Below are 25,292 nucleotides of genomic sequence, written 5' to 3' on the forward strand. Positions count from 1 at the left end.
CCCGCAAGGGTGGTAGGCGAGTATTGAAGCAGCCTGCGAAGGTGTTCCGTGAGGAATGCTGGAGGTACTTCAAGAGCTCATGCTAGCATAAGTAGCGTAAAAGGACGGTGAAAAACCGTCCCGCCGAAAGTCCAAGGTTTCCTGGGCCAGGGTAATCCTCCCAGGGTTAGTCGAACCCTAAGGCGAGGCCGAAAGGCGTAGTCGATGGGAAACGGGTTAATATTCCCGTACCGTTTGTGTGGAGTGATGCGGGGGTGGAGAAGGGCAGTCAGGCCGGGTGTTGGATATCCCGGTGCAAGCTCGTAGACAGATCGCTTTGGCAAATCCGGGCGGTTAATGTCGAGAAGTGACGCGGTGGACTTCGGTCCTGAAGTTGATGATCCCATGCTCACAAGAAAAGCCGCTAAACGTTGAAGCACATCGCTCGTACCCCAAACCAACTCAGGTGGACAGGGAGAGAATCCCAAGGCGATTGAGTGAAGCTGGGCCAAGGAACTCGGCAAATTGATACCGTAACTTCGGGATAAGGTATGCCGGCAGTGTGTAAGGCCTCGCGCCCCAAGCATGCGCCGGTCGCAGAGAAGAGGGAGAAGCGACTGTTTAACAAAAACACAGCACTCTGCAAAATCGTAAGATGACGTATAGGGTGTGACGCCTGCCCGGTGCTGGAAGGTTAAAAGGAGGGGTTAGCGCAAGCAAAGCTCCGAATTGAAGCCCCAGTAAACGGCGGCCGTAACTATAACGGTCCTAAGGTAGCGAAATTCCTTGTCGGGTAAGTTCCGACCTGCACGAATGGCGTAACGACTTCTCCGCTGTCTCGGCCCAGTGCTCAGCGAATTTGAAAAACGGGTGCAGATGCCCGTTACCCGCAGTAAGACGGAAAGACCCCGTGAACCTTTACTATAACTTGGCATTGGTATTTGGGTTTGTCTGTGTAGGATAGGTGGGAGGCTTTGATCCAGCGGCGCCAGTCGTTGGGGAGCCGACGTTGAAATACCACCCTGACAATTCTGAATATCTAACCTCTTCCCGTAAGCCGGGAAAGGGACAATGCCTGGTGGGTAGTTTGACTGGGGCGGTCGCCTCCAAAAAAGTAACGGAGGCGTACAAAGGTTCCCTCAGACCGAATGGAAACCGGTCGTAGAGTGCAAAGGCATAAGGGAGCTTGACTGCGAGAGGGACACCTCAAGCAGGCACGAAAGTGGGTCTTAGTGATCCGGTGGTTCCGCATGGAAGGGCCATCGCTCAACGGATAAAAGGTACTCCGGGGATAACAGGCTGATCTCCCCCAAGAGTTCACATCGACGGGGAGGTTTGGCACCTCGATGTCGGCTCATCACATCCTGGGGCTGAAGCAGGTCCCAAGGGTTTGGCTGTTCGCCAATTAAAGTGGTACGCGAGCTGGGTTCAGAACGTCGTGAGACAGTTCGGTCCCTATCTACTGTGGGCGCAGGAAATTTGAGGGGGTCTGTCCTTAGTACGAGAGGACCGGGATGGACGCACCTATGGTGTACCTGTTGTCGCGCCAGCGGCATAGCAGGGTAGCTAAGTGCGGTCGGGATAACTGCTGAAAGCATCTAAGTAGGAAGCCCACCCCAAGATGAGATTTCCCTGGCCGAAAGGCCCTGAAGATCCGTTATAGACCATGACGTTGATAGGCTGGAGGTGGAAGCACTGCAAGGTGTGGAGCTGATCAGTACTAATAGATCGTGAGGCTTAATTTTAATCCGCCTTTCCCCCTTGCTTGACAAGCTCAAGCGAGTGAAATGTGGGGAATCCTGCTAAAAAAGCCTTGATCCCTTGATGATATTCACGCTATTCAGTTCATCCGAGCCAAACATGATTTGGCTGTGCCAATGGCGGAGAGGAAATACCCGTTCCCATCCCGAACACGGAAGTCAAGCTCTCCAGCGGCGATGGTACTGCAGTTTAAACTGTGGGAGAGTAGCTCGGTGCAGCCTTAAAAATAGCAAGACCCCTGATGGAGAAATCCGTCAGGGGTTTTGTGCGTTCGGGCCCCTGCGGGGCTGACGATGAAGGCGGGCTGACGATGAAGGCGGGCTGACGATGAAGGCGGGCTGACGATGAAGGCGGGCTGACGATGAAGGCGGGCTGACGATGAAGGCGGGCTGACGATGAAGGCGGGCTGACGATGAAGGCGGGCTGACGATGAAGGCGGGCTGACGATGAAGGCGGGCTGACGATGAAGGCGGGCTGACGGCGGGGCTGCATGCGCAGCGAAATTGAATGGACGGATGAAGCTTCCTTCGACGAAGATCGCAGCAACCTAATTGGGAGCAAGCAATGAGCACAGTATTGGTGACTGGTGGATCAGGATTTATTGGCAGCCATTGCATTCTGCAGCTTCTGGCTGCGGGACATCAGGTGCGTACGACCGTGCGAAGTTTGAAGCGTGAAAGTGATGTACGGGCTCTGCTGAAACAGGGCGGTGTTGAAGGAACTGATAAATTAACGTTTGCTGTGGCGGATCTTGAGAGGGATGCCGGCTGGGCGGATGCGGTGAAAGGCTGCGATTACGTGCTGCATGTGGCCTCGCCTTTTCCTGCGACGCTGCCTAAAGATGAGAATGAACTGATTGTTCCTGCCCGTGAAGGTAGCCTCAGGGTGCTGCGAGCCTCGCGTGACGCTGGTGTGAAACGCGTGGTTCTGACTTCATCGTTTGCTGCCGTTGGCTATGGAATCACGCCCCAGGACACGCCTTTTACCGAGAAGGACTGGACCAACCCGGATGGCGAAGGGGTGGCACCTTATATTAAATCCAAGGCTCTGGCCGAACGCGCAGCCTGGGATTTTGTGGCCAAAGAGGGCGGCAATCTTGAACTGTCAGTTGTGAATCCTGTCGGTGTGTTTGGACCTGTCCTGGGACCGGATTATTCAACCTCGATTCTCATTGTTCAACGCATGATGGATGGGGCCATACCTGGCTGCCCTAAAATGACATTTGGAGGCGTGGACGTCCGGGACGTTGCGGACCTCCATCTTCGTGCGATGACCCATCCCGCGGCCAAAGGAGAGCGTTTCCTCGCGGTGGCAGGCGACTTTATTTCGATGCTCGATGTCGCCAAAATATTAAAAAAGAATTTGGGAACCGCCGCACGTCGCGTTCCCACGCGCGAACTTCCCAATTGGCTGGTACGCGTTGCGTCCTTTACAGATCCTGCCGTGAAACAAATCATCCCGGAGCTGGGAATCAGGAAGAATGCCTCGAACGAGAAAGCGAAGCGCGTGCTGGGCTGGAATCCCCGTTCCAACGAGGAATCGATTGTGGCAACGGCTCAAAGCATGATCAAGCTCGGACTACTCAAGAAATAAAAAAAAGCGCCGGTCACCCGGCGCCACACTTTCAATCTTCGTCGAGACTAAGAATCGCCAGAAACGCCGTCTGCGGAATCTCCACATTCCCGATCTGCTTCATGCGCTTCTTGCCCTCTTTCTGCTTCTCCAAGAGCTTCCGCTTCCGCGAGATATCACCACCATAACACTTCGCGGTCACATCCTTCCGCAAGGCCGAGATGGTTTCGCGCGCGATCACCTTGCTGCCGATGGCAGCCTGCAGGGCGACCTGGAACATCTGGCGAGGAAGGAGTTCCTTCAGCTTCTTACAGATGGCACGCCCGCGATGATCCGCGGTTGAACGGTGGTTGATACAGGCGAGAGCATCCACCTTGTCCCCATTCACAAGGATATCGACTTTCACTAGATCGCCAGGACGGTAGTCGATGACCTCATAGTCCATCGAAGCATAACCACGCGAAATGGATTTCAGCTTGTCATGGAAATCGAAAATCATCTCGTTCATAGGCAGTTCGTAGATGATCTTCACTTTTTTCGCGTTGGTATATTCGATGTCCTTTTGAATCCCGCGCTTGTCCTGCAGGATTTTCAAAATACCACCGATATATTCCTCGGGTGTATGAATCACCATCTTCACATAAGGCTCTTGAATCTCTTCAATCGAAGCCGGTTCAGGCAACTTGGAAGGGTTCTCGATCTGCATCGCGTCCCCCTTGGTCGTCGTCACCTTGTAAACCACCGTCGGCGCGGTGAAGATCAGATCGAGGTTGTATTCACGCTCCAGGCGCTCCTGGATGATATCCATATGCAAGAGACCCAGGAAACCCACGCGGAATCCAAAGCCAAGAGCCTGGGAAACCTCGGGTTCAATCGTCAAGGAGGAGTCATTCATGATCAGCTTTTCAAGCGAATCCTTCAGGTTCTGGTATTCCGAGGAATCCACCGGGAAAATCCCGCCGAACACCATCTGCTTGGCTTCCTTGAAACCAATCAAGGGCACCTTGCAGGGATTCGCCGGATCGGTGATCGTATCACCCACCTTGGTTTCCCGGACCGATTTGATGGAACCGGAAACAATCCCCACCATTCCGCTCGTCAGCTCGGGAACATCCACGCTCTTCGGGGTCAGCTGCGCGACCTTCAGAACTTCAAAGCTGTTGCCGGTCGATACAATCTGCATCCTCTGACCCTTGCGGATCGAACCCGCCATCACGCGAACCAGGGACACGGCACCCAGATAGGAATCAAACCAACTGTCGAAAATCAAAGCCTGCAAAGGCTCCTTGTTCGCATCCTTGGGCGGCGGGACGAATTTTACGATCGCCTCGAGGATATCGACGATACCAATCCCGGCTTTGGCCGAGGCCTTGACCGCGCGATCCGTATCAATGCCAAGTTCCTCTTCCACCTGAATCATCACGCCATCAGGATCCGCGCTCGGCAGGTCGATCTTGTTGATGACCGGAATGATCTCCAGATCGGATTCAATGGCCATGTAAACGTTCGCCACCGTCTGAGCTTCCACACCCTGCGCGGCATCCACGACCAGAAGCGCACCCTCGCAGGCCGCCAGACTCCGGGAAACCTCATAGCTGAAGTCCACATGACCCGGGGTGTCGATAAGGTTCAAAAGGTAAATGTTTCCATCCTTGGCCTTGTAACGCATCGACGCGGTCTGGGCCTTGATCGTGATCCCGCGCTCCTTCTCGATGTCCATGCTGTCGAGCACCTGGGCGGTCATTTCCCTCATGGACAAAGCGCCGGTGGTTTCAATCAATCGATCAGCGAGCGTGGATTTGCCATGATCAATATGCGCAATAATGCAGAAATTTCGAATAAATTTAGGATCTTGCATGTTGGTCTGAAACTCTTCTTTCGGCGAAAGGGTTAACCTGAAGCAGGTTTGTGACGATCCAGTCATGGGACTTTGGAGGATTCATCATGCGTTTCTATGCCCTATGGCTCATCATATCTATCTTAGGGGCGTCTTGTGCCTCAACCGAAAAAACCCTCAGTCCCGATGGCAAGCCATTGCCCACTCATTTTACTTTAGAGTCAGGCAGCGTGGAGAAAAAAGCGAAACCGCTGCCCGATTATATTCCCATCTTTGTGAACACCTACGCCGGTGAGCAGCTCGTTGGACGCCATCTTGGCTACAAGGGCTGGGACTTCAACAAGGATGGGGTGATCGATATGCTCGAAGTGCTCGACGCGGACGGCAATGTCCTGCGGCGGGCCTATGACTGGAACCGCGACGGAACCGTGGACGAAGTGCGGAACTGAGGAGTCTGAATGGCCAGCCACCTTTCGAGTATCGGCTTTCCTGTTCAAAATGAACAGGATCTTTATACTCTTGCCGAAAAAGTTTCTCAAAAAGCCAAACCCCATGACATTGGGCAGGGCTACTATCTGAACTATCAGGATCCCTCGGGTGCCGCAATCTGGCTGCACGCGGATCAGGACCGGCAAATTACCGGCATGAATCCACACTTTGTCGGGCCGTCGGTGATGCCGGTGAAAATCGTGCGTTCGTTGCACCGGGAAAAGGATCATGCCTTCGAAGGTTCCTACTTCGCGTGGGTCGCCCCTGAGGAGGAGCACAATCATCAGGAGGGTGCGTATCCCCTGCTGTTTGATGCCCCTGATTTTCTGCGCCACAGCCAGCAGAAACTGCCGGCCATCCTTTTGGTTCAGATCGCCGCCTTCGCACATGAAGTGGACATCTTCACCACAGAGGAAGCCTGGAAAGAAAGCGCAACGGATGCACCTGGCATGGCCCCCGAATCCTTCATCCCCGCCGGGCTTTTTCCCGTGGATGGAAAGGCCAACGCGGCCCTGCCTTCGGCCCATGCGCTGATCAGTGGTCACGTCCTGGATGTTCAAAAGCGCACCAATCAAATGACCGGTAAAGGTTTCTGGTGGCTTCAGGTGCAGTCCTACGCCGCGATCTATGATGTGGTCGTCGATCCCATTCTTCTCAAGATGGAACCCCAACCCGGGCATCTTGTCAAAGGCTCCTTCTGGCTCTCCGGAGTCATCGTGGATCATGCCGCTGATAAACCGCAGGCAGGATTTCTTCGACTTCTCCGCAGTCACATGCCCTGATTCCCTCCACATATTCGGTTTGACATGGAAAGGCGTGGCGGCCGCGCGGCATGATTGTCGCAGGCAATCCCAAGCGCTTGGCGCGCTCGCATCGCGGGCTTGTGCTCGCTGGTGAACTTTGCCATTGTTTTTCTCATTCAACCACGGAGGGGCTATGAACAGCCAGGACGAGGCTATCGAATTGCGCGGTGTTCGCACGCATAATCTGCAGAACATCAATTTGAATCTGCCCTTGGGCAAGCTCACAGTCGTGACCGGTGTCTCCGGCTCCGGCAAAAGCTCCCTGGTTTTCGATACACTGTATGGTGAATCCTATCGCCGTTACGTGGAAAGTCTGTCGAGCTATGCGCGGCAGTATCTGAAGCAGCTCCCCAAGCCGGAAATCGAGGAGGTCCTCAACCTGCCACCCGCCATTGCCGTAAAACAGGCCAAATCCGGTCTCAATCAGCGCTCCACAGTCGGAACGATGACCGAACTCAACGATATCCTGCGCATCCTCTTCGGCCACCTTTCCAAAATCATCTGTCACGGAGAGGTCGTCGAGAAAGCCGATGGCCGCACCATCACGCGGGATGCCTTTGAACGCTGGCCGGGGCAAAGGGTTCTGATGCTCGCATCCATGGAAACCTGGAGCAAACTCAAGGCCGCGGATCTGAAACAGCAGCTGGAAACCCAGGGTTTCACGCGCTGCTATGTGGATGGTGAAGTCAAACGCATCGATGAAACCAAGGCCACCGATCTGAAGCGCAGCATGATCGTCGTGGATCGGGTTCTGCTGGACGATGACAATCGCGCCCGCTGTCGTGAGGCGGCGGAACTCACGCTCCGCCTGGGTCGTGGAGAAGCCACCCTGGTCCCGGAAAAGGGTGAGCCACGGACGTTCTATAAAACTTTGAAATGCCCGCATTGTCTGACGGAATATCAGGAACCGTCGCCGACGCTCTTCAACTACAACCATCCGCTGGGCGCCTGTGAAACCTGCCAGGGCTTTGGGCGCGTGGCGGTCAAGGATCGCAGCAAGATGATTCCGGATATGGATAGCTCCATTTTGGAAAGTGGAGTGGCACCCTGGAATTTCGGTGATCATGATGCCATGTATAAGCTCGCCCGCAAAAGCGCCGAGGCCCGCGGGATGGATGCGGGCAAACCCTTTAAAAAATATACGACGGCCGACTGGCAGTGGCTCTATGAAGGCGACCCCAAGGGACGCTTCGATGGAATCAACGGCTACTTTGCCTGGCTCGATACGAAAAAATACAAGGCGCACTATCGCATTCATTCCGCGCGTTTTCATACCTATATCGGCTGCGATGCCTGCGGCGGTTTTCGTTTGAATCAAAAGGCGCTCGCCTGCTCGCTGCAGGGGAAAAATTTTGCGGACCTGAGCCGCATGACCATGCTCGACCTCAACGAATGGTTCATGCAGCTCGTTTCCCTGCAGGATAACCTCGAAGGGCAAAGGCGGGCTGCAGCCCAGGAGGCGATTCAGGAAGGGCAGCAGCGGCTGGGTTATCTTTTGAAAATGGGTCTTGGCTATCTGAATATGGGCCGTAGCGCCCGGACTCTTTCCGGTGGGGAAGTCCAGCGTATCAATATGTCCAGAAGTTTGGGCAGCGCGTTGACCGGAACCCTCTTTTGCCTCGATGAACCCAGCGTCGGCCTGCATGCGCGTGACAGCAAAAATCTTTTGAGCGTGATTCATGAGCTGCGCGATCAGGGCAACACCATCGTCATCGTCGAACATGAAAAGACCCTGGTGCAGGGCGCGGAGTATCTGGTGGAAATCGGCCCCGGTGCCGGGCATCAGGGCGGTCAGCTCGTCTTCAATGGCGAGCCGCAGAATTATCATAAAAAACCCATCAGCTGGCCCAAGGGTCGGATCGTGGAACCGAAGGATCTGTTCATCGAACTGACCAATGCCCGCACGCACAATCTGAAAGGCGTGGACGCCCGCTTTCTTCTGCGCGGCCTGAATGTCGTTTGCGGCGTCAGCGGCAGCGGCAAAACCAGTCTTGTGCGGCACACCCTTTATCCCATGCTGGCTGCGGTTCTGGGCGCGGATGACGATGGGGATGACAAGGAGTCGACTCCGGTGCTTGCGGATGGCCTGGGACCGATTGCGGCCATCAAAACCCTGTCCGCTGTGCATTTTGTTTCGCAGGAGGGCATCGGTCGCTCGAGCCGTTCCACCATTGCCACCTACCTTGGTCTTTACGATGATATTCGCAAACTGCTGGCCGATACGCCCGAAGCCAAGGCCAAGGGCCTGAAGCCCGGATTTTTCAGCTTCAACGTTCCCGGCGGGCGCTGCGAACACTGCAAGGGCCTTGGCTATGTCATAGAGGATTTGTCATTTTTGGGGGAAATGCCCGTCACCTGTGCCGTGTGCCAGGGCCGGCAATTTACCGATGAGGCTTTGAGCATCACATTCCGTGAACGCTCCCTCCTTGACATTCTGCGTTTAACGATTACACAAGCAAGGGAGGCCTTCTTTGACCAACCCAAGCTGAAAAACGCTCTGGATCAGGTCATCGGCATGGGTCTGGGCTATGTGACGCTCGGTCAGAACACTTCCTCGTTTTCCGGAGGCGAGGCGCAGCGCCTGAAACTTTTGCGCATGATGCTTGATGCATCCGACCGCAAGCCAGGATTTTTGATTTTCGATGAGCCGTCGACTGGGTTAAGTGATTCAGATGTTCATCAGCTGCTGATGCAGATGATCCGCCTCCGCGATCTGGGTCACACGATTGTGGTGGTGGAACACCATATGGGCTTTTTGCAGTCTGCCGACTGGCTGATTGAAATCGGTCCCGAAGCCGCCGGTGCCGGTGGAAGTATTGTTTATCAAGGGCCACCGGTTGGGCTGAAAGACGTGCCCGAATCACGGACGGCGCCCTTTCTTTATTCATGAGGTTTCAGTGAGCAAGCACAGCAGTGATTCCCCCGCCCAGGTTACCGTCAAGACCCTGCAGAAAAGAAAGCAGGAGAAGCAAAAGATTTCCATGGTCACCTGCTACGATGCAGCCTTCGGGGTCCTGATCGATGACACCGGCATCGATATGATTCTGGTCGGGGATAGCGCCGGCAACGTGGTTCTTGGCTTCAAGGACACGATTCCGGTCACCATGGATCATATGGTGCACCTCACAGGCTCGGTCGGCAGGGTGGTGAAGCGGGCCATGCTGGTGGCTGATATGCCATTTCTTTCCTATAATCTGTCCGTGGAGCAGGCCCTGCGCAATGCCGGCCGTCTGGTTCAGGAGGGAGGCGCGGCGGCTGTGAAGGTGGAAGGTGGTGCTGCCATTTTGCCACAAGTCAGAGCCATCGTGCAGGCCGGAATTCCGGTGGTCGGTCATCTGGGGCTGACACCGCAGAGTGTGCATGTGCTCGGTGGTTACCGCGTACAAGGCAAGGGCGATCAGGCTCAAGTCATTATCGACGACGCCATCAAGCTGGCGGAAGCCGGTGCCTGCGCCCTGGTGCTGGAGCTGGTGCCTGCGGCCCTTGCGGAAGAGATCTCACGAAAAATTCCCATTCCTACAATCGGCATTGGGGCTGGCGCGGGCACGGATGGCCAGGTGCTTGTTCTCCATGATTTGCTTGGATTTAACAGCGATTTTAGCCCAAAATTCTTAAAAAAATATGCTAATTTAGGTGAGGTGATTTCACAGGCCTTGACTCAATACGACAAGGAAGTGAAAGGCGGCCAATTTCCGGGTCCGGAACACAGCTTTTAAGGACGGATTAAGAATACATGGAAAAACGTGATTACTACGAAGTTTTAGGCTTATCGCGTGGGGCATCGGACGCCGATATCAAGCGTGCTTATCGCCAGATGGCCATGCAATATCACCCCGATCGCAATCCTGGCAATCGCGAGGCTGAAGATAAATTCAAAGAATGCGCCGAAGCTTATGAAGTCCTGGCTGATGCTGAAAAACGCAAAGTCTATGATGCCTATGGGCATGCCGGTCTTTCGGGACAAGGCTTCTCAGGCTTCTCGGATGTGAATGATATTTTCTCGTCCTTTGGTTCCATCTTTGAAGACTTCTTCGGCTTCTCGGCGGGCGGCGGTCAGGGCGGACGGAAGCGGCCACGCAAGGGAGCGGATCTGCGTTATGATCTGGTCCTGGAATTTGAAGAGGCGGCTTTCGGCGTTGAAAAGCAGGTGGAATATGATCGCGAAGTGAGCTGCGGCACCTGCAAAGGCGATCGCGCCGAGCCGGGTGGCAAACGCGTTTGTACCAGCTGCGGTGGCAGCGGACAGATTCGTCGCAATCAGGGATTCTTTGCGGTGGCCAGCGCCTGCCCAACCTGCCAGGGCGAAGGCGAGATGATCACCACGCCTTGCAAAGCCTGCAAAGGCCGTGGCCGGGTCAAGGAAAGCAAGAAGGTCAGCGTGAAGATTCCTCCTGGTGTGGATCAGGGCGTGCGTCTGCGCGTGGGCGGTGAAGGCCAGGGCGGAGCTTTTGGTGGTCCGGCTGGTGACCTTTATGTGTTCCTGCAGGTGAAGGATAGCCCGTATTTTGAACGGGATGGTTCGGATCTGATTTTTAGCGCGGAAATTTCCATGGTGCAGGCCGCACTGGGTTGCAAGCTGAGCGTGCCGACTCTGGGTGATAACAGGATTGAGATCGATATTCAACCTGGTGCCCAGCATGGTCAAAGGCTGACGGTCGCTGGAGAAGGCATTCCGCGGCTGCGGGGTGTGGGTCGTGGGGATCTCGTTGTGGAATTGTCCGTTGTCATCCCGACGAAGTTGAGCAAGGAGCAGCGCGAGATTCTGATGAAGTTTGCCGAAGTGTCCGGGGAGAAGGTGACGAGTTCGAACGGCTTCTTTGCGAAGCTGTTTGGGGAGTAGCCCTGGGGGGCGGCCCCTCCGGGGCTGGCGCTTGGCCCCTAAGGCGAAATCTGCAAAAGCCGAGCCTGGATCTTCTTCACCGATTCCAGATTGAAGATATCCAGGTTTTTCACGTTGTAGTGAAACTTATCGTAGCGGCCTTCTTCCTTCCCGTTTTCCAGCTTGCCCTTCTGAGCCACTTTCAGGTTATCCACCTGGGGTACGAGATCGTTGCTAATATAAAGCGACATCGTCCCGTTCTCGAAGTGATGCGACATCTGCAGCACGTTATAGAACTTCCGATCCACCTGGCAGTCGCGGCAGAACTTCCACTTGTGCCGCTCCAGGCCCTCTTCCGTATTCTTCTTCGTGCAGTTGGCACAGAATTCGATGACCCGGAAGTTTTTTGACACCAGATATTTGAACGCCAGCTTGCGTCGATTCGGTTTGTTGTTCGCAATGCTGAAGTAAAGCTGGTTCTTCAGATCGAAGAGTTTCTTGCGCTCCGCCACGTTCTGAATTTTCTTGGCGTGACTGGTTAAAATCAGAGCAATGAGGAACTTGTAGTTCATCAGTCGCTCTTCGCGTTCCATATTGGCAAAAACCTCCAGGATCGCCTCGTAACGGCGAAAGATCTGGCTGTACTCTCGATTCGTCGATCGAGCCATCAGCAGATCTCCTGCCATTTGCATCGGGATGGACCCTGCAGGGATTTTCTTCTTCTTTGCTGTAGCCTCGTCGGTGCTCAACATTGACCCCATGTGTGCTTTTAGCGCTAAACACCGCCTATCTTAGCCATGGCAGGTGTCTTTTTACAACAGGTTTTCCGGGTCCGGAAGACGTCCTGGTCCTGACCCTGGTCGCTTACAGTGCCTGGCCCGTGCCCGAGATGCCTTCCGTGGGGACCACGCGAGAAGCGACATAGGCGGGATAGAGTCCGGCCAGAAGGCAGACAAGGCTCGCCGCCCCCGCCACTCCAAGATAAACCTCAGCGCTGTAATGAACCGGCAAACTTTTCAGAAAATAAGGTTCCGGCAAATCAATAAACGGATAATGCTCCAAAAGATATGAAATACCGCCGGCCAGAATTGCGCCTACAATACTTCCACCAATCCCAATGCAGAGGCTCTGCACCAGAAACAAACCCATGATCTGGCGGTTGCGAGCGCCCAGGGCCTTGAGGATGGAGATATCCCTTTGCCTTTGCGAAACCGAAACAAAGACCGTCGTGAGTATATTGAAGCCCGCGACGATCACCACCATGGCGACTATCAAGGCGATCACGGTGCGTTCCCGTTCCATCGCTTCAAAGAGCGGCCGGTTGTAGGACTGCCACTCACGGAAGGAAAGGTTGTACTTTTCCTCCATCAGGCGGGCCACCATCGGGCTGCGATCGGCATCGTGCAGGCCAATTTCCAGGCCGGTGACAACGTCACCCGTATGAAAAAAGGACTTGGCTGTGGACAGGCTCATGGCCACGAGGCGATTGTCGTAGTGCTTCAGGCCGGAGTTATACGTTCCGATCACCTTGAAGCGTTTCATATCGGAGAAGCGGTTTTCAGTCGGGGCGATGAGGTGGATTGTTTCACCCACTTTCACATTCAGAATGCCCAGCAGGCCTGAGCCCAGAATAAGGCCCGGGGTTTCCGGTTCCGGCTTGCCGGCCTCGGCATCGTCGATTTCCTTTTGCAGCATATCCAGGGCCTCGGGCGGCACAATCAGGCTGCGCATGTCCTGCAGGACTTCACGCTGCTTGGGAGCAATGCCGCGCACCAGGACGCCCTGCATGATGGCTCCGCTCTTGGCCATGGTCTCGTAATGGACAAAGGGCGAAGTGCCGCGGACATCCTCCGCAAAATCCCGCTCGATGATCTGCGACCATTTCTCCGGATTCGACATGCCGGCCGGATAGCGATAGGCCATGATATGCGCGTTGGCCTGCAGAAAGCGGTTCCGCAGCTCGAACTCAAAGCCATTGATGACCGAGAGCACGACGATCAAAGCCGCGACGCCAATCGCGAGACCGAAGAGGGAAAGGAACGTGATCCAGGAAAAAAAGCGATTTTCCCGATTCGAACTCAGGTAGCGAAAGGCAGTCCATGAGGCAAACGACATATCAGCTCCGCAACCATTCCGAGGCTTCCATTGCAAAATAAGTCAGGACAGCGTCTGCGCCCGCGCGTTTGAAGGCCATGAGGGACTCGAGAACGCAAGCCTGGTAATTGATCCAGCCGTTCTGTCCGGCAGCCTTGAGCATCGCATACTCACCCGACACCTGATAGACCAGGGTCGGCATTTTGAACGATTCTTTCACACGGTAGATGATATCCAGATAAGGAAGCCCGGGCTTGATCATAACCATATCCGCCCCTTCGCGGATATCGAGAGCCACTTCATGGAGGGCCTCGTTGCTGTTGGCAGGGTCCATTTGATAGGTTTCCTTGGAACTCTTGCCGAGATTGCCCGAGGAGCCGACTGCGTCGCGGAAAGGCCCGTAGAAATTCGAAGCGTACTTGGCGGAATAGGCCAGGATCTGAACCAGAGGGAAGGCCGCGTGATCGAGGGCATTGCGGATATGGGCGATGCGGCCGTCCATCATGTCCGAAGGTGCTACGACGTCCGCACCAGCCTGAGCGTGACAGACGGCCTGCTTGCAGAGAATTTCGATCGTCTTGTCATTAATGACGTAACCTGTTTCATCGATGATGCCATCCTGTCCGTGGATGGTGTAAGGGTCGAGGGCGATATCGGTGATGACGCCGAGTTCCGGAAAGCGTTCCTTGAGGGCGGTGACGGCGCGTGGCACAAGGCCGTCCGGGTTGTGGGCTTCCTGGGCCATCTTGCTTTTTTTGTCGGCTTCAATCGCCGGAAACAGCGTCAAAGCCGGGATGCCGAGGGTCATGCATTTTTCAGCCGTATGGAGCAGATTATCAATGCTGAGGCGCTGCTGGCCGGGCATCGAGGGGATGTCGTGCTTTACGCTTTTGCCTTCGGTGATGAACACCGGATATATGAAGTCGCTTGGGCTCAGGCTATGTTCGCGAACCAGGCGGCGGCTGAAGTCGGTGGAACGGAGGCGGCGCAGCCGGGTGGCTGGAAATTGACGAGTCGGGAACATGAAGAGGCACTCCCTTGAAGGTTTAACCTAAGGCATCGTGACGAGGTCGAGGCGATGGGCTTCGGATTCCTAAAGATAAGCCATAGGACAACCCAATGGCAACGGCATCACTGGCGTCATGGGGCAAATCGCCGAGCTCGAATTGCAAAAGATATTTCAACGCGGCGGCAATCTGCTCTTTGGTCGCGTGACCCTGGCCGGTGATTATTTTTTTAACTTCGGTTGGGGTGATCTCGGCGACCTGAATTCCCAGGCGGCGCACAGCGGCAATCACCGCGCCCCGCGTTTCCCCGAGGCGCAGGGCCGAGTAGGGGTTGACGCCGGTGAAGGCGCGTTCGATCACGCAGATTTCAGGCTTGTATTGACCGGCGAGCTGATGCACCGCTTCGTGGAGATAGCCGGTTCTCTCGCTGTGAGGCAGCGTGGTTTTGGAACGAATGGCTCCCACCGCCACGATCTGCACGCGTTTCAAATTGATCGCGCCGCGCGGCAGTTCGAGGACGCCGAAGCCCGTGATTCGGGAACCCGGGTCGATGCCGATGATGCGAAATACGTCAGGGTTCGTCACGGCGGTCTCCTTTGGTTGGGGACATCATAGCAGCATTATTGAAAATTTATAAGGTTTTCGCACGTGAGGCGCGCATCATGTGGGCCCGTGTGCTTCGCACGGGCTGACGGAAGTGAGGGCGCACGGGCTGACGGAAGAGAGGTCGCACGGGCTGACGGAAGTGAGGTCGCACGGGCTGACGGAAGAGAGGGCGCACGGGCTGACGGAAGTGAGGGCGCACGGGCTGACGGAAGTGAGGTCGCACGGGCTGACGGAAGTGAGGGCGCACGGGCTGACGGAAGTGAGGGCGCACGGGCTGACGGAAGTGGACGCATGATGTGAAAATCAGCGTGCGGCGAACCCAATCAGCGCAGAATCAATGCTGATACTCTTTCGGATTGATGTTGTACTTTTCCAGCTTGCGGAGCAGCGTGACCTTGGTCATCTGCGTTTGTTCCGCCGTTTGATTGATACGGCCGTTGAAGGCTTTGAGGGCGCGTTTGATGAATTCCTTTTCGAACTGTTCCTTCAGCTCCGGATATTTGAGGGAGTTGGCCTCCGTCATGAGCTGTTCGATGGTGCGGAGCTCCTCCTGAAAGCGGGACGTTTCCCCGACTTCATGGTGCGGTTCGTCGATCTCGGGAGCCTGGTTTTGAATATGAGGCGGCAGCGAATCGAGATGGATTTCATCGGTGCCTTCGATGATGAAGGCGTGTTCGATCACATTTTCCAGCTCACGAATGTTCCCGGGCCAGTCATAACCTTGAAGGGCCTGGACGACTTCGGGGGTTAAACAGCGAATTTGTCTCTCGTGCAAACGATTGAACTTCTCAATCATGAAGGCCGAGAGGTCTTCAATATCCTCCAGGCGCTCGCGCAGAGGCTGCAGATTGATCGGCATTACATTCAATCGATAGTAAAGGTCCGAACGGAACTTGCCTTCCTGCATCATCTTTTCCAAAGGCTTGTTCGTTGCAGAGATGATACGCACATCCACAGGAATTTCCTGATTGGAGCCGACCGGTGTGATCTTCTTCTCCTGCAGAACGCGCAGAAGTTTCACCTGCATCTGCGGCGACACGTCCCCAATCTCATCGAGGAAGATCGAACCCCCGTTGGCAAACTGAAACTTGCCGAGCTTTTTCTTATCCGCACCCGTGAAGGTGCCCTTCTCATAACCAAACAGCTCCGACTCAATCAACGTCTCAGGAATCGCCCCGCAGTTCACGGCCACAAAGGGCCCCTGCTTGCGCGAGGAATTGTAATGCAAAGCCTGCGCGACCAGTTCCTTGCCGGTTCCGCTTTCACCCCGAATCAAGACCGAGGTATCGACCCTGGCCAGCTTCTGGATCAGGTCATAAACCTTCTTGATCGCCGTGGAACGGCCGATGATGCGCTTGGACTTATTGAATTCGAGCTTCAAATCCCCGGTGAGACGATGCACGGGACGCTTGTTGAGGTTCTGCAGAATCGCGCGGATTTTATCGGGATGCACGGGCTTCGCGAGATAATCATCCGCCCCGCTTTTCATGGCCTGCAAAGCCTGCTCCCACTGAGGCAGCGAGGTCAGCACGTAGCAACGAATCGACGGCTGCAAGGTTTTCAGCTGGTCGATTTCCTCAAGGCTTCCCGAACGTGGGTGATCCAGGTCAATGAGCACGGCGTCGTAACGATTTTCCTGGCACTTCACCACGAGCTCATAGTGGTAACTCGCCGTATGCACGGAGCACTCGAGCTCATCACGCGATTCGCGTTCGATGAGATCGACTATGCTGCCATCCAAATCGAGGGCGAGAAGATGGATCATGTCATCGTGTCCTGGTAAGCTCTTGAAATTTTTGATCCCGACTGCCGCAGACATATAAAAAGACCCGGGAAAGGTCAAGGGCGTGCTTGCCAGAGCGGCGGGATTTTGCACTTTGGTTTCCCAAAGTTTGTTCGCAGCAGCCAGTAAACCGCCGTGAGTAATCACCCCAGAACTGTGTTAAAATGTTATAATGCCCTATTGACACTTCTCTCTGTCATCAGCAATCCAGGAGGACAGCATGGAGAAAGATAAAAACCAGTCTGTTACGCCCCCAGCTTTGAGTTCAGACGATTTCTCCCTGCCGCAAAGCCTGCGTCTGCTGCGTATGATTGAAAAACTGGGCCTGCAACCGGACACGGTGGAAGGACTCCGTCGTTCCATAATGAAAGAAGATACCCAAGTCAAAGATTCAAGGCCGGGTGCTCAGGTCGAATCCATGCCCCAGTTTGCCACTGACGACATTACGGGTTCGATTACCATACCCATCGCAGCCCAACCGGAAGCAAGGCCCACGCGTGGGGCTGTGCTCGCGGAACATACCAATCCCCAGCAGCCCTTGCCCACGATGGAAGGGGCCAAGGCGGCGACGACCCGTCTGGATCATGCTCTGGAAGCGGAGCTTAAGCTCAGACATAAGGTTGAAGCGGAACAAAACTGGGCGGCCTTTCGCCAGGAAGCCTGGCAGCTCTTTGAAGCCTTCCCTCGCCCGGAAATGGCGGCGCGTATTGTGGATCTGGCTCTGCTCTATGGCTCGGTCAGTGACCTTGAGGAAGTGCTCGGCAGTTTTCTGAAGCAGGACGTTCAATTCTATACACTGATCGATGGCGATCTCCGTTCCCATCTCGTGGTCAAGCTCTGGCAGGCGGAACGCTGGGCCATCCTCGACGGATTGATGTTCAGGAAAGACCTGCAGCTGCGCCTGCTGCCGGTGGAACGCCTCTACGCGTGCTGGTCCTATATTCGGGCCGGTGAAGCGGAAAAAGCCTTCAAATGGTTCCGCCGCTTTGATCGCGAAATCTGGTCAGCCCAGAAGGAATTCGGATCCCTGCTCAAGCGCAGTGACAATGAACTGGCCCTGGTGCTCGGTCGTCAGGCTCTCGCAGATGGCGATGAAGCGCTGGCCATTCGCCTTTTGGAATCCATTTCCCGTCAGGCACCCGAATTTCAAAAAGCCCTCGACCTTCTGCTCGACATTCGCATTGAACGGGATGAGTCGGGACTTTGCCCTTATGGACAAAAACTGCAAAGGGAACTCGACTGGCGGGCCCGCGTGGCCCTGCTTGATTCCTTTCTGCTCCGCATGCAGCGTTTTGAAGCCGCCTCGCCCAAGGATCGGGCTGCGCTCAACGAACTGCTGAAGGATCCCTTGCGTTGGGTGCCGGAACAACCGGAAGCCTGGCAGGCCCTGTCCGAAACCATCCTGCAGTATCATCAGCTGGAATATCTGCTGCCTCAAATCAATACGCTCTTCATTCAAAAGGCCACCCAGTTTCATAAACCGGCCTTTGATCATGCGCTTTGGGCTCCGGTACGGGCCTATCTTTTCCCGGATCCGATCAAGACCTGGTTCTGGCATGCCGTGGCCATGCTGCATGAGTTTGCCTGGAGTCAGGGCCAGCAGGAAAACCTGCTCTGGGATGCGCGGAAATCCTATCGCGAGGCCGCCGAACACAGCGGCAAGGCTCTGCCGCTGACCTGGGTTCAGCTCCATCGCCACCTTCTGCAATGGGTCAGCAAAACGGAACGACTGCAGGAACCGGCGCGCGTCAAGCTCCTCCTGATGGTCCGCCTCGTGGGTGAGGGCAAGGACATTGACGAGCAGGATGTCTGCAATTTCCTGGTCCAGGTCGCTCAGCCCAGCCGTGAAGTGATCCGGGCCCTCGAAAACCTCGCGCGGGAACGCGATCAATGGGGTCTCGAACTCTTCATTCTCGATCGCAAGGCGCTCAGCCTGCATTATGTGAATCAGGATCTCGGCCGCATCTGGCAACTCGGAGCCGCCCTGAAACGCTATGACCTTTGCTGGCGTGTGGCGACCGTCCTGAAGCATCGCACGGTTTTGAATGAGCAGCTGGAGCGTCACTGGCAAATCTGTGGAGAACGCCGGCGCGATTTTTCGATATTGGAACTGACCGATGCCCAGGTTCGCAAGGTCGTCCATAGCTTTGATGGACATGAACGAAAGCTGGTGGAAGGCATCCTCACGGTCGGGCCGTTGATCCCGGAGCTGCTCGCGTCCCTGCATCCGCAGCTCACCCCTGTGAAAAAACCCAAGGTCCTGAGTGAAGTCGAGGATGAGATTCACGCGGCGCTCGAAAAAATCACCTGGATGCCAAAGCCGAAGAAGATTTATTCGCCGAATCCCAGTGGCCTTTGGCAGCCGAAGCCGCCCTTCTTTGCCAGTTTGCTGGATTCCAAGTGGTCGCTGCTCTTTGTGACCCTGGCGCAAAGGCTTGGCGTCACAGCCTGGGACTGGCAGCTCAGCCTTCTGCATCATCAAATTGAAAGCATCATCCCCCGCATGATGCGCGGCGCGGAAACTCCGGCTCAGGGCAAGGTGGGCCGCTGGCTCCGAAGCCTGACCCCGGCCCAGAGAAAGGCCTGGTATGAGCTTGCGCAGCAGTCCCGGCGCTTTGATGATGAAGAGGCCCAGGGCATTATCAGCCGTTTTCTGGCGCGTCTGACCACGACTCTTCTGCAGGACCATACCCTCGCTCTGCAGGGTCTGGAGAAAATGCGGGCTCCCCTGCGCCTGCGCTGGGACCTTGAACACTGGATCGTTTCCGACGTTTACGGGGAATTGCGGCGGAGCCTCGGACACTTCACGATCGGGCAATTCCCGGAGGAAGTGTATTTGACTTCAGTTTTGGCTCCCGCAAAAAATCCAACATGAAGGCGCAATCACGGACCAGAAGGCCGATCCGGGTGGAAAATGGAATTGACTTAACATGAATTTGTAGGGTAAGTTGGCGCGGCTTAAGACCTGGGAGTTACCGTGAAAACGAATACATTAGTTGGTTTCGTCCTGTCCCTTACTTTTGGTTTTGCACTTCGCCTGACAGCTGCGGAGAGTTCCGCCGCGGAAGGCCTGCGCCCCAAGAAATTCGTCCTTTCCATTGGCGTCGGTGAATTTCAGAGCAATCTTTGGCATCCGCTGCGTTATGCGCGCAAGGATGCTACGGATATCTACCAGTATTTCAAAGCCCCCGGCCAGAGCTTCGATGGCGGTGAACTCGTCACCGACAAGGATGAGCCGGTGAGCGCATCCAGCATCATCAAAGCCTTTGAACGTTTGAAGCAGGATAACCGTAACGAAGAGGATACGGTTATCGTCTATGTGTCGACGCACGGAACGGTGGCCTACAAGGACGATGGCAAGGTGGGCCGCTATATCATCACCAGCGACACCGATCCCCAGAACACCCGCAAAACAGCGCTGGATTATGATCATCTGATGGAACTCTTCCAGCAGCTGAAATCGCGCAAGAAGGTTTTGATTCTGGCCTTCTGTCACTCAGGTGTGGGCAAATCGATTCTGACTCCGGAAATGAAACGGGCCCTGGCTCAGCTGAAGGCGCCCTATTTTGAAGAACCGATTCAGGAGCGTTCCGAAGGCTCGATCGTGTTGACGGCCAGCGGCTGGCGCGAACCGGCTCTGGAGGATGAGCGTCTGCAGAATGATGTTTATACGCACTTTCTGATCGATGGCTTCGGTCGCGATCGCAACGGCGATGGTGCGGTGTCGATCACGGAAGCTCATGCCTTTGCGTCCCAGGCGACCTATGAATACACCAAGGGCCGGCAAAGACCTTCCGCCATCATGGAACTTTTGGGCTCCGACCCGGTGATCGTGTCCGGTGCCGTGCGGAAAAGGGACAAGGGGGCGAGTCTGTTCTCCCTGATGGATCGCTTTTCCAAACTGGTCGTCAGCATTGATGGCAAGGATTACGGAACGGTTTCCAAAGGCCTGACCGTACCGGAAGGCGATGTGCGTCTGACCCTGAAGGACCCTGAAACCCAGAAGGTTCTGGCCGATCGGGTGGTGAACTTCCAGGCCGGCCGCGAATATTCCGTAGCGAATTATCTTTTGCCACGCCTTCCTAACAGCCTCACGGTGGGTGTGAGGAATTATCAATTTCTGAATCGGAACGTCAATCAGGGCTATACCCCGAATGCGGCGCAGGGCATGAATTTGCGTTATGTGCGGGAAGAGGCGTTCTGGCTCTACGATCTGGTTGCGGAATTCAGCTACTTCCCCGATCAGGACGAAAAAATCAAAGTCGATGATTATCCCGACCGGCGCTTTGACCAAAAACGCAGTATGATGGCAGGAATGATCGGTGCGTCGCGGCGGATGACCTTGAGTTCCCTCTCCACGGCCGATCGATCGGTTCGCACCGAGGCGCGCTGGCTGGCCGGGGTCAACACCTTGATGTTGAATCGCGTCATTGATGACGGGGACGGCGGGGCCTTTGATCAGCAGGAAAAGCTGGTGGTGACCGGAGGCTTGAGTCTCGGCACAGGACTCGATACCATGTGGGTTTACCATTTGATTCGGGCCGGCGCTGAAGTCCGGCTGGACCTGGTGCGGAACTTTACGGTCGAAAAGACCAGCGTTTTGATGGCTCCTACGGCTGCGGTTTACGTCGGAACTTTCTGGTAAGAGCCGCGAGTCCGGAGCCCTAACAAAGGACGTGACAGTCGTGGCAGATAAAAAGATTACGATCAAACCAGGCGATATGGAACGGCTTCGGGAGCTCATGCGCCAGGAAGAGGAGAAGCTGGATGCCGCCAACCCCTCGGACGCGGAATTGAGTGAGTGGGAGGATCGTCTCGAGGATTCCGTTCGCAAGCTGGCTCGTAAGGCGCCCGAGACTCTGCCATCGCATTCGGAAGAAATGGATCGCAACTGGGCTGCTCTGCAGGAGAAGCTGAAGCAGACGCCCAAGGCTGCGCCGGAGCCGCAAAAACCGGCCGATGTCCTGCCTTTGAATCGCCCCAGGAAAAACAAAATGCTGCCTTTCATCGGCGTGGCTGCCGCCGCTGCCATGATCTTTGTCATGGTGCGTCCGCAGGGTGAAAACCTGACGATGAATGAAAAGAATGTTCAAATCAAAGGCACAGCCGGAGAAGCAGCCGCTGCGGATTGTGAGCTGGATGCCACGGCAGGGGATGGTTCAACCGTAACTCCAGCCGCCAACGGCCTGGGCTTTGTGGGTGATGCCGGTGCGGACGTGGAAGTGAGTTTCCGCTGCAGCAGCTCAGGCTTTATGCGCGCGGATATTCAAGGTCCCGAGACACTGACGCTCATCACACCAGTGACTAACGGTGAACGTCAGAGAATCTTACGCGATGGGCAAATTGCGCGATTTTCATTGCAATCAGGGAAACCCTGGTCCATTAGTTTAGTTCTTACGGATAAGGAACTCAGCAAGGACACAGTGGTGCCTCAAGACCAAATCCTATGGCAGGACACGATTACCTTGGGGGCTCGCGAGTGAATAGGCAAGTGACGAAAGAAAGCCCCCAGTTGGATTTTCAAACCCTCTACAAAAAACACTATCAGGCCGTGCGTGCGGTGGTTTCACGCTTCAAATTTCACGATGCCACGGCTGATGATTTGATTCAGGACATCTTCGTTCAGGCCTGGCAAAACCTGGGATCGCTCAAGGAGCAGGCGGCGTTCAGCGGCTGGCTCATGACCATTGCCCGCAATCGCTGTTTGAATGAGCTGCGCAAGACCAAACGTACGGTTTCCGTGTCGGGCACCGATGCCATCTCGGAAGAGGATGGTGCGTCCGGTATGGAAGTGATCCTGGTGGCTGATGACGAGTGTGCTTCGCTGCATTTTGAGCAGTCGCTGACCCTTCTGCGGCAATTGATTCAGATGCATGAAGGTGAGCCACGCGCTACGGTTGCCCGCTATTTCTATCTGGAACAAATGTCGGTCAAGGAAATCTGCGATAACCTGCAGATGAACCAAAACACCGTGCTGTCCCATCTCCGCCGCTTTAGGCTGATTGTGAGCCAGGCCATGATCCAATTGGCCGAAGAAAAAGGCCTCGAAATCAGCTAGTTACAGAAATTTTAACCAGCTTGCAATATCATGACACCCCCAGTGTTCTTGGAGTTATGAGGCCATAGCCTCGACGACGAGAAAGACAAGGGGATTGCCATGGAAGTTCGGAAAATCAGGATAGGCCCGGAGGATGAAGCCAGACTCCGGGAATTGTTAAGAATCCATGAGGCGGAAATCGACAGCTTGAGCGATGAGCAGCTGGATGTCGCTGAAGATCAAACTTCCGAACGGCTCGTAAGGCTTCTGAACAAACAAGGCAATTCCAATACAAAATCAATATCCATCCCACGTTCCCGTTCTCCCTGGAAAGCCGGAACAGTCGCCTTTCTGGCAGCAGCCGCGGCTGTGCTCTTCGTGCAATCACGCATGAGTGAGAACGAGTCCTACCAACCGCAACTTGTCACCAAAGGAATCACAAAGGCCTCGCGCCTTGCCTGCGAATCATCGATTGTTGAAAGCGATGGGACAACGCCGGATTTTGCCGGGGCCCATTATCTGGTCAAAGCCGATAAGAGCAGTTATTTGAAACTGCACTGCGGCCAGCCTGTTTATGTGCACGTGGGTTTCATGAAGGGTGAGCTTTTGCATCTGGAAATGAGCAACCTGAGTGTATCCGTCTCGGAAAAGGTCGTGATGAATGGCATCGACCGGGTGGATTTTACCTCTCTGGTCCGCGCGCGGAACGGGCTTGCGGTTCTGGTCACCGATCGACCCCTCAATAAACAGGATCTGAACGCAGCGGAACGTTCCGGCTATTGGCTGGAAGAAGTGCCGCTCAAAATCAAACGCTAAAATCAGCGATCAAAATGCTGTTCGACTTTCCGGGGCTTGCCCTGCCAGGGCTTATATTCCCATTCCTCAGTCGGCGGAAACAGGATAAAGAGGCCGCCGATCAAACATAGGGGAACGCCAATTGTCCACCAGCCGATCTTACTCTCCGTGCCCTGAACAATCAGTATCGTAAAACCTGTGGTGGTCAGCGCCATCAGCATCATCAGGGACATCTGCCTTGAACGATAGATTAAGAGGCGGCTGTCAAAATCAGGCTTTCTCATGATCCAGCTCCTGCACTTTCTTTTTCTTGAGTTTGCCGTCACTGACGATGATGAGCGTGTCGTTGGAATAGAACCATCGATACGAGGTCACGCCGACAAAAAATGAAACAAAAGCTATGTGAAATCCAATGTCCGTGTAATCGGCGAAGCTGCCAGGCAACGCCAGAAAAAGCATGATGGCGGTGGCTGTGCAGTAGAGGGTGTAACTCATGCCGGCGATGTGATCGCGGCGTTCGACACCATGCAGCGGCAGTGAAACAAGAATGATCCACAGGACCAGCGCAAAAGGATACTGCAGATCCTTCATCGAAAGTTCGGCGAAGATGGCAAGGACATCCTTTTGTATAAACTCAAGCCAATCCTTCATGGATCATGACCTCCATGACTGGCATCGGTTGCCCTGGAGCCTGGCTTGAAGGCAGAAACTGCCTGGCCGTAAGGTGCCTCGAGTTCCCGGAAAATCTGTCGATAGAAAAGCCTGCTGGAGGCTTTGTTTCCATGCGAGGAGGGGATGTCCATGGTCTTTTTTACAAAAAATGGTGGATTTCGGTTGGGAAGCCTTTTGCTGGGGCTTGTGCTCTCCACCGGGGTTTTCGGCTATGAGAATGAAACGAGCCTGATGGAAGCCATTCGAGGCGAGGTCGGGTCTTTGCGTTTTGACTCCTATAACCAGACCCGCGGGTCGGTGAAGCAGGGGGATCCCCTGGAATTCCGCTTCCCGTATCGGGAGGAAAAAGGGGCGCCGGTGCGCGTCCTTGGCCTTCATCAGGAATGTGGCTGCGTCTCGCAGTCCCTGCACGCCGGCCAGGACCTTGGTCCGGGCGTCCAGGGCGAGCTGGTCGTGAAGGTGGATACCACGCATTTTATCGGGGGCTTCGACAAGGAACTTGTGATTTTGACCAATGAGGACCGTGAGCGGCCACACGTCTTTCGCATGCGGGCCACCATTGAGCGGCTGATTACCATGGCCCCGCCAGTGGTGCAGCTGGACGATGAGGCAGTGAAAGTGCGGGTGAGGGCGGCGTCCAAGCAAACTTTGCATATTGAGAAAGTGCTGTACAACGAGGATACTTTGGAGGTTCAGGTTTACCCTGTCCAAGGGGCATGGGAAGTCGTGGTGCGGTGGAAAGGTGAAGCCGCGCCTGATAAGATGAACGAAACGATTGAATTGCTGATGGATGGACCGGTTCGGAATGTGAAAATTCCAGTGGTTGGCGCGCGCGGCAGGACCTCGCGGCTGAGTCTCTCGGCACCCCGCTAAGGATAAGCTGATGTATTCTGCGCTTTATGTTGTGACCGGTCTGGTTTTTGTGATCAGTGTGGCCGCTTACGCCTGGTTCTGCACACAACTTTCCAAGGATATCCGTGAAGGCCGCATTATCGCGCGGCCCGAACCGGAGACAAGCAGGAAGAAATAGTCGAGCCG

General features: G+C 55.1%; 22 protein-coding genes and 2 rRNA genes (1 of these 24 running past the window's edge). 15 read left to right on the top strand and 9 right to left on the bottom strand.

Annotated elements, in window-relative coordinates; translation table 11 throughout:
• The 3 genes from OLTU_RS32235 to OLTU_RS03830 form a co-directional block, all read left to right on the top strand.
• Positions 1–1,724 (top strand): 23S ribosomal RNA (locus tag OLTU_RS32235) (it extends 1,497 nt beyond the left edge of the window).
• 122 nt (positions 1,725–1,846) lie between these two features.
• Positions 1,847–1,961, top strand: a 5S ribosomal RNA gene (gene rrf / locus OLTU_RS03825).
• Between the two features lie 343 nt (positions 1,962–2,304).
• Entirely contained in the window at positions 2,305–3,333 is a 1,029-nt protein-coding gene (locus tag OLTU_RS03830; RefSeq protein ID WP_141731429.1) for an SDR family oxidoreductase, read from the top strand.
• A 31-nt stretch (positions 3,334–3,364) separates the two neighbouring features.
• Here OLTU_RS03830 and lepA read toward each other — a convergent pair whose 3' ends face one another.
• Positions 3,365–5,170: a translation elongation factor 4 gene (lepA, locus tag OLTU_RS03835; RefSeq protein WP_141731430.1), complete on the bottom strand. Its 1,806-nt coding sequence runs from the start codon at positions 5,168–5,170 to the stop codon at positions 3,365–3,367.
• Between the two features lie 209 nt (positions 5,171–5,379).
• Here lepA and OLTU_RS03840 point away from each other — a divergent pair, with 209 nt between their 5' ends.
• The 5 genes from OLTU_RS03840 (at position 5,380) to dnaJ (ending at position 11,281) form a co-directional block, all read left to right on the top strand.
• Entirely contained in the window at positions 5,380–5,598 is a 219-nt protein-coding gene (locus tag OLTU_RS03840) for a hypothetical protein (RefSeq protein WP_141731431.1), read from the top strand.
• A gap of 9 nt (positions 5,599–5,607) precedes the next feature.
• Positions 5,608–6,420, top strand: coding sequence for a hypothetical protein (locus tag OLTU_RS03845; protein WP_141731432.1), 813 nt, complete (start codon positions 5,608–5,610; stop codon positions 6,418–6,420).
• A gap of 154 nt (positions 6,421–6,574) precedes the next feature.
• Positions 6,575–9,331, top strand: coding sequence for an excinuclease ABC subunit UvrA (gene uvrA / locus OLTU_RS03850; RefSeq protein ID WP_141731433.1), 2,757 nt, complete (start codon positions 6,575–6,577; stop codon positions 9,329–9,331).
• 7 nt (positions 9,332–9,338) lie between these two features.
• Complete coding sequence (gene panB / locus OLTU_RS03855; protein ID WP_141731434.1) at positions 9,339–10,157, top strand: 3-methyl-2-oxobutanoate hydroxymethyltransferase; 819 nt, start codon at positions 9,339–9,341, stop codon at positions 10,155–10,157.
• Positions 10,158–10,174: 17 nt separating this feature from the next.
• Complete coding sequence (gene dnaJ, locus OLTU_RS03860) at positions 10,175–11,281, top strand: molecular chaperone DnaJ (protein WP_141731435.1); 1,107 nt, start codon at positions 10,175–10,177, stop codon at positions 11,279–11,281.
• 38 nt (positions 11,282–11,319) lie between these two features.
• On the opposite strand, the gene OLTU_RS03865 is transcribed toward dnaJ, so the two are convergent.
• The 6 genes from OLTU_RS03865 to OLTU_RS03885 all read right to left on the bottom strand — a co-directional run bounded on the left by OLTU_RS03865 (position 11,320) and on the right by OLTU_RS03885 (position 16,732).
• Positions 11,320–11,928, bottom strand: coding sequence for a hypothetical protein (locus OLTU_RS03865; protein ID WP_141731436.1), 609 nt, complete (start codon positions 11,926–11,928; stop codon positions 11,320–11,322).
• Between the two features lie 196 nt (positions 11,929–12,124).
• A complete protein-coding gene (locus OLTU_RS03870) occupies positions 12,125–13,375 on the bottom strand; it encodes an FtsX-like permease family protein (RefSeq protein WP_141731437.1) in 1,251 nt (416 codons plus the stop codon).
• A gap of 1 nt (position 13,376) precedes the next feature.
• Positions 13,377–14,378 carry a porphobilinogen synthase gene (hemB, locus tag OLTU_RS03875; protein ID WP_141731438.1) on the bottom strand — a complete coding sequence of 334 codons (1,002 nt, stop codon included), beginning with the start codon at positions 14,376–14,378 and terminating at the stop codon, positions 13,377–13,379.
• A gap of 22 nt (positions 14,379–14,400) precedes the next feature.
• Entirely contained in the window at positions 14,401–14,946 is a 546-nt protein-coding gene (locus OLTU_RS03880) for a crossover junction endodeoxyribonuclease RuvC (protein WP_141731439.1), read from the bottom strand.
• Between the two features lie 46 nt (positions 14,947–14,992).
• A complete protein-coding gene (locus tag OLTU_RS32240) occupies positions 14,993–15,238 on the bottom strand; it encodes a hypothetical protein (RefSeq protein WP_218109819.1) in 246 nt (81 codons plus the stop codon).
• A 63-nt stretch (positions 15,239–15,301) separates the two neighbouring features.
• Positions 15,302–16,732 (bottom strand): sigma-54 dependent transcriptional regulator, encoded by a 1,431-nt coding sequence (locus tag OLTU_RS03885; protein WP_176736311.1) that lies wholly within the window; start codon positions 16,730–16,732, stop codon positions 15,302–15,304.
• Between the two features lie 238 nt (positions 16,733–16,970).
• Here OLTU_RS03885 and OLTU_RS03890 point away from each other — a divergent pair, with 238 nt between their 5' ends.
• The 5 genes from OLTU_RS03890 (at position 16,971) to OLTU_RS03910 (ending at position 23,603) form a co-directional block, all read left to right on the top strand.
• The gene (locus OLTU_RS03890) at positions 16,971–19,625 is read left to right on the top strand and encodes a tetratricopeptide repeat protein (protein WP_141731441.1); all 2,655 of its coding nucleotides are present in this window, start codon (positions 16,971–16,973) and stop codon (positions 19,623–19,625) included.
• A gap of 102 nt (positions 19,626–19,727) precedes the next feature.
• On the top strand, positions 19,728–21,395 hold the full coding sequence (locus OLTU_RS03895) for a caspase family protein (protein ID WP_176736312.1): 1,668 nt from the start codon (positions 19,728–19,730) through the stop codon (positions 21,393–21,395).
• A gap of 40 nt (positions 21,396–21,435) precedes the next feature.
• Entirely contained in the window at positions 21,436–22,233 is a 798-nt protein-coding gene (locus tag OLTU_RS03900) for a hypothetical protein (RefSeq protein WP_141731443.1), read from the top strand.
• A gap of 29 nt (positions 22,234–22,262) precedes the next feature.
• Complete coding sequence (locus tag OLTU_RS03905; protein WP_218109820.1) at positions 22,263–22,808, top strand: RNA polymerase sigma factor; 546 nt, start codon at positions 22,263–22,265, stop codon at positions 22,806–22,808.
• 99 nt (positions 22,809–22,907) lie between these two features.
• Positions 22,908–23,603 carry a hypothetical protein gene (locus OLTU_RS03910; protein ID WP_141731445.1) on the top strand — a complete coding sequence of 232 codons (696 nt, stop codon included), beginning with the start codon at positions 22,908–22,910 and terminating at the stop codon, positions 23,601–23,603.
• A 2-nt stretch (positions 23,604–23,605) separates the two neighbouring features.
• Here OLTU_RS03910 and OLTU_RS03915 read toward each other — a convergent pair whose 3' ends face one another.
• Together OLTU_RS03915 and OLTU_RS03920 are read right to left on the bottom strand one after the other, a co-directional pair.
• Complete coding sequence (locus OLTU_RS03915; RefSeq protein ID WP_141731446.1) at positions 23,606–23,866, bottom strand: hypothetical protein; 261 nt, start codon at positions 23,864–23,866, stop codon at positions 23,606–23,608.
• The gene (locus tag OLTU_RS03920) at positions 23,853–24,233 is read right to left on the bottom strand and encodes a hypothetical protein (protein ID WP_141731447.1); all 381 of its coding nucleotides are present in this window, start codon (positions 24,231–24,233) and stop codon (positions 23,853–23,855) included. Before OLTU_RS03920 ends, OLTU_RS03915 begins: the two co-directional genes overlap by 14 nt.
• A 150-nt stretch (positions 24,234–24,383) precedes the next feature.
• Here OLTU_RS03920 and OLTU_RS03925 point away from each other — a divergent pair, with 150 nt between their 5' ends.
• Together OLTU_RS03925 and OLTU_RS31765 are read left to right on the top strand one after the other, a co-directional pair.
• Entirely contained in the window at positions 24,384–25,127 is a 744-nt protein-coding gene (locus OLTU_RS03925; protein ID WP_176736314.1) for a DUF1573 domain-containing protein, read from the top strand.
• Between the two features lie 10 nt (positions 25,128–25,137).
• Positions 25,138–25,284, top strand: a complete 147-nt coding sequence (locus OLTU_RS31765; RefSeq protein ID WP_176736315.1) for a hypothetical protein — start codon at positions 25,138–25,140, stop codon at positions 25,282–25,284.
• Positions 25,285–25,292 lie beyond the last annotated feature (8 nt).

The sequence above is a fragment of the Oligoflexus tunisiensis genome (genome assembly GCF_001748245.1).
GTDB classification, from domain to species: domain Bacteria; phylum Bdellovibrionota_B; class Oligoflexia; order Oligoflexales; family Oligoflexaceae; genus Oligoflexus; species Oligoflexus tunisiensis.

Excerpts from the sequence above, each read along its gene's own strand:
- OLTU_RS03830 (WP_141731429.1), top strand. The coding sequence starts at position 2,305 with ATGAGCACAGTATTGGTGACTGGTGGATCAGGATTTATTGGCAGCCAT.
- lepA (WP_141731430.1), bottom strand. The coding sequence starts at position 5,170 with ATGCAAGATCCTAAATTTATTCGAAATTTCTGCATTATTGCGCATATT.
- OLTU_RS03845 (WP_141731432.1), top strand. The coding sequence starts at position 5,608 with ATGGCCAGCCACCTTTCGAGTATCGGCTTTCCTGTTCAAAATGAACAG.
- uvrA (WP_141731433.1), top strand. The coding sequence starts at position 6,575 with ATGAACAGCCAGGACGAGGCTATCGAATTGCGCGGTGTTCGCACGCAT.
- dnaJ (WP_141731435.1), top strand. The coding sequence starts at position 10,175 with ATGGAAAAACGTGATTACTACGAAGTTTTAGGCTTATCGCGTGGGGCA.
- OLTU_RS03865 (WP_141731436.1), bottom strand. The coding sequence starts at position 11,928 with ATGGCTCGATCGACGAATCGAGAGTACAGCCAGATCTTTCGCCGTTAC.
- OLTU_RS03870 (WP_141731437.1), bottom strand. The coding sequence starts at position 13,375 with ATGTCGTTTGCCTCATGGACTGCCTTTCGCTACCTGAGTTCGAATCGG.
- hemB (WP_141731438.1), bottom strand. The coding sequence starts at position 14,378 with ATGTTCCCGACTCGTCAATTTCCAGCCACCCGGCTGCGCCGCCTCCGT.
- OLTU_RS03885 (WP_176736311.1), bottom strand. The coding sequence starts at position 16,732 with ATGATCCATCTTCTCGCCCTCGATTTGGATGGCAGCATAGTCGATCTC.
- OLTU_RS03890 (WP_141731441.1), top strand. The coding sequence starts at position 16,971 with ATGGAGAAAGATAAAAACCAGTCTGTTACGCCCCCAGCTTTGAGTTCA.
- OLTU_RS03910 (WP_141731445.1), top strand. The coding sequence starts at position 22,908 with ATGGAAGTTCGGAAAATCAGGATAGGCCCGGAGGATGAAGCCAGACTC.
- OLTU_RS03915 (WP_141731446.1), bottom strand. The coding sequence starts at position 23,866 with ATGAGAAAGCCTGATTTTGACAGCCGCCTCTTAATCTATCGTTCAAGG.
- OLTU_RS03920 (WP_141731447.1), bottom strand. The coding sequence starts at position 24,233 with ATGAAGGATTGGCTTGAGTTTATACAAAAGGATGTCCTTGCCATCTTC.
- OLTU_RS03925 (WP_176736314.1), top strand. The coding sequence starts at position 24,384 with ATGGTCTTTTTTACAAAAAATGGTGGATTTCGGTTGGGAAGCCTTTTG.
- OLTU_RS31765 (WP_176736315.1), top strand. The coding sequence starts at position 25,138 with ATGTATTCTGCGCTTTATGTTGTGACCGGTCTGGTTTTTGTGATCAGT.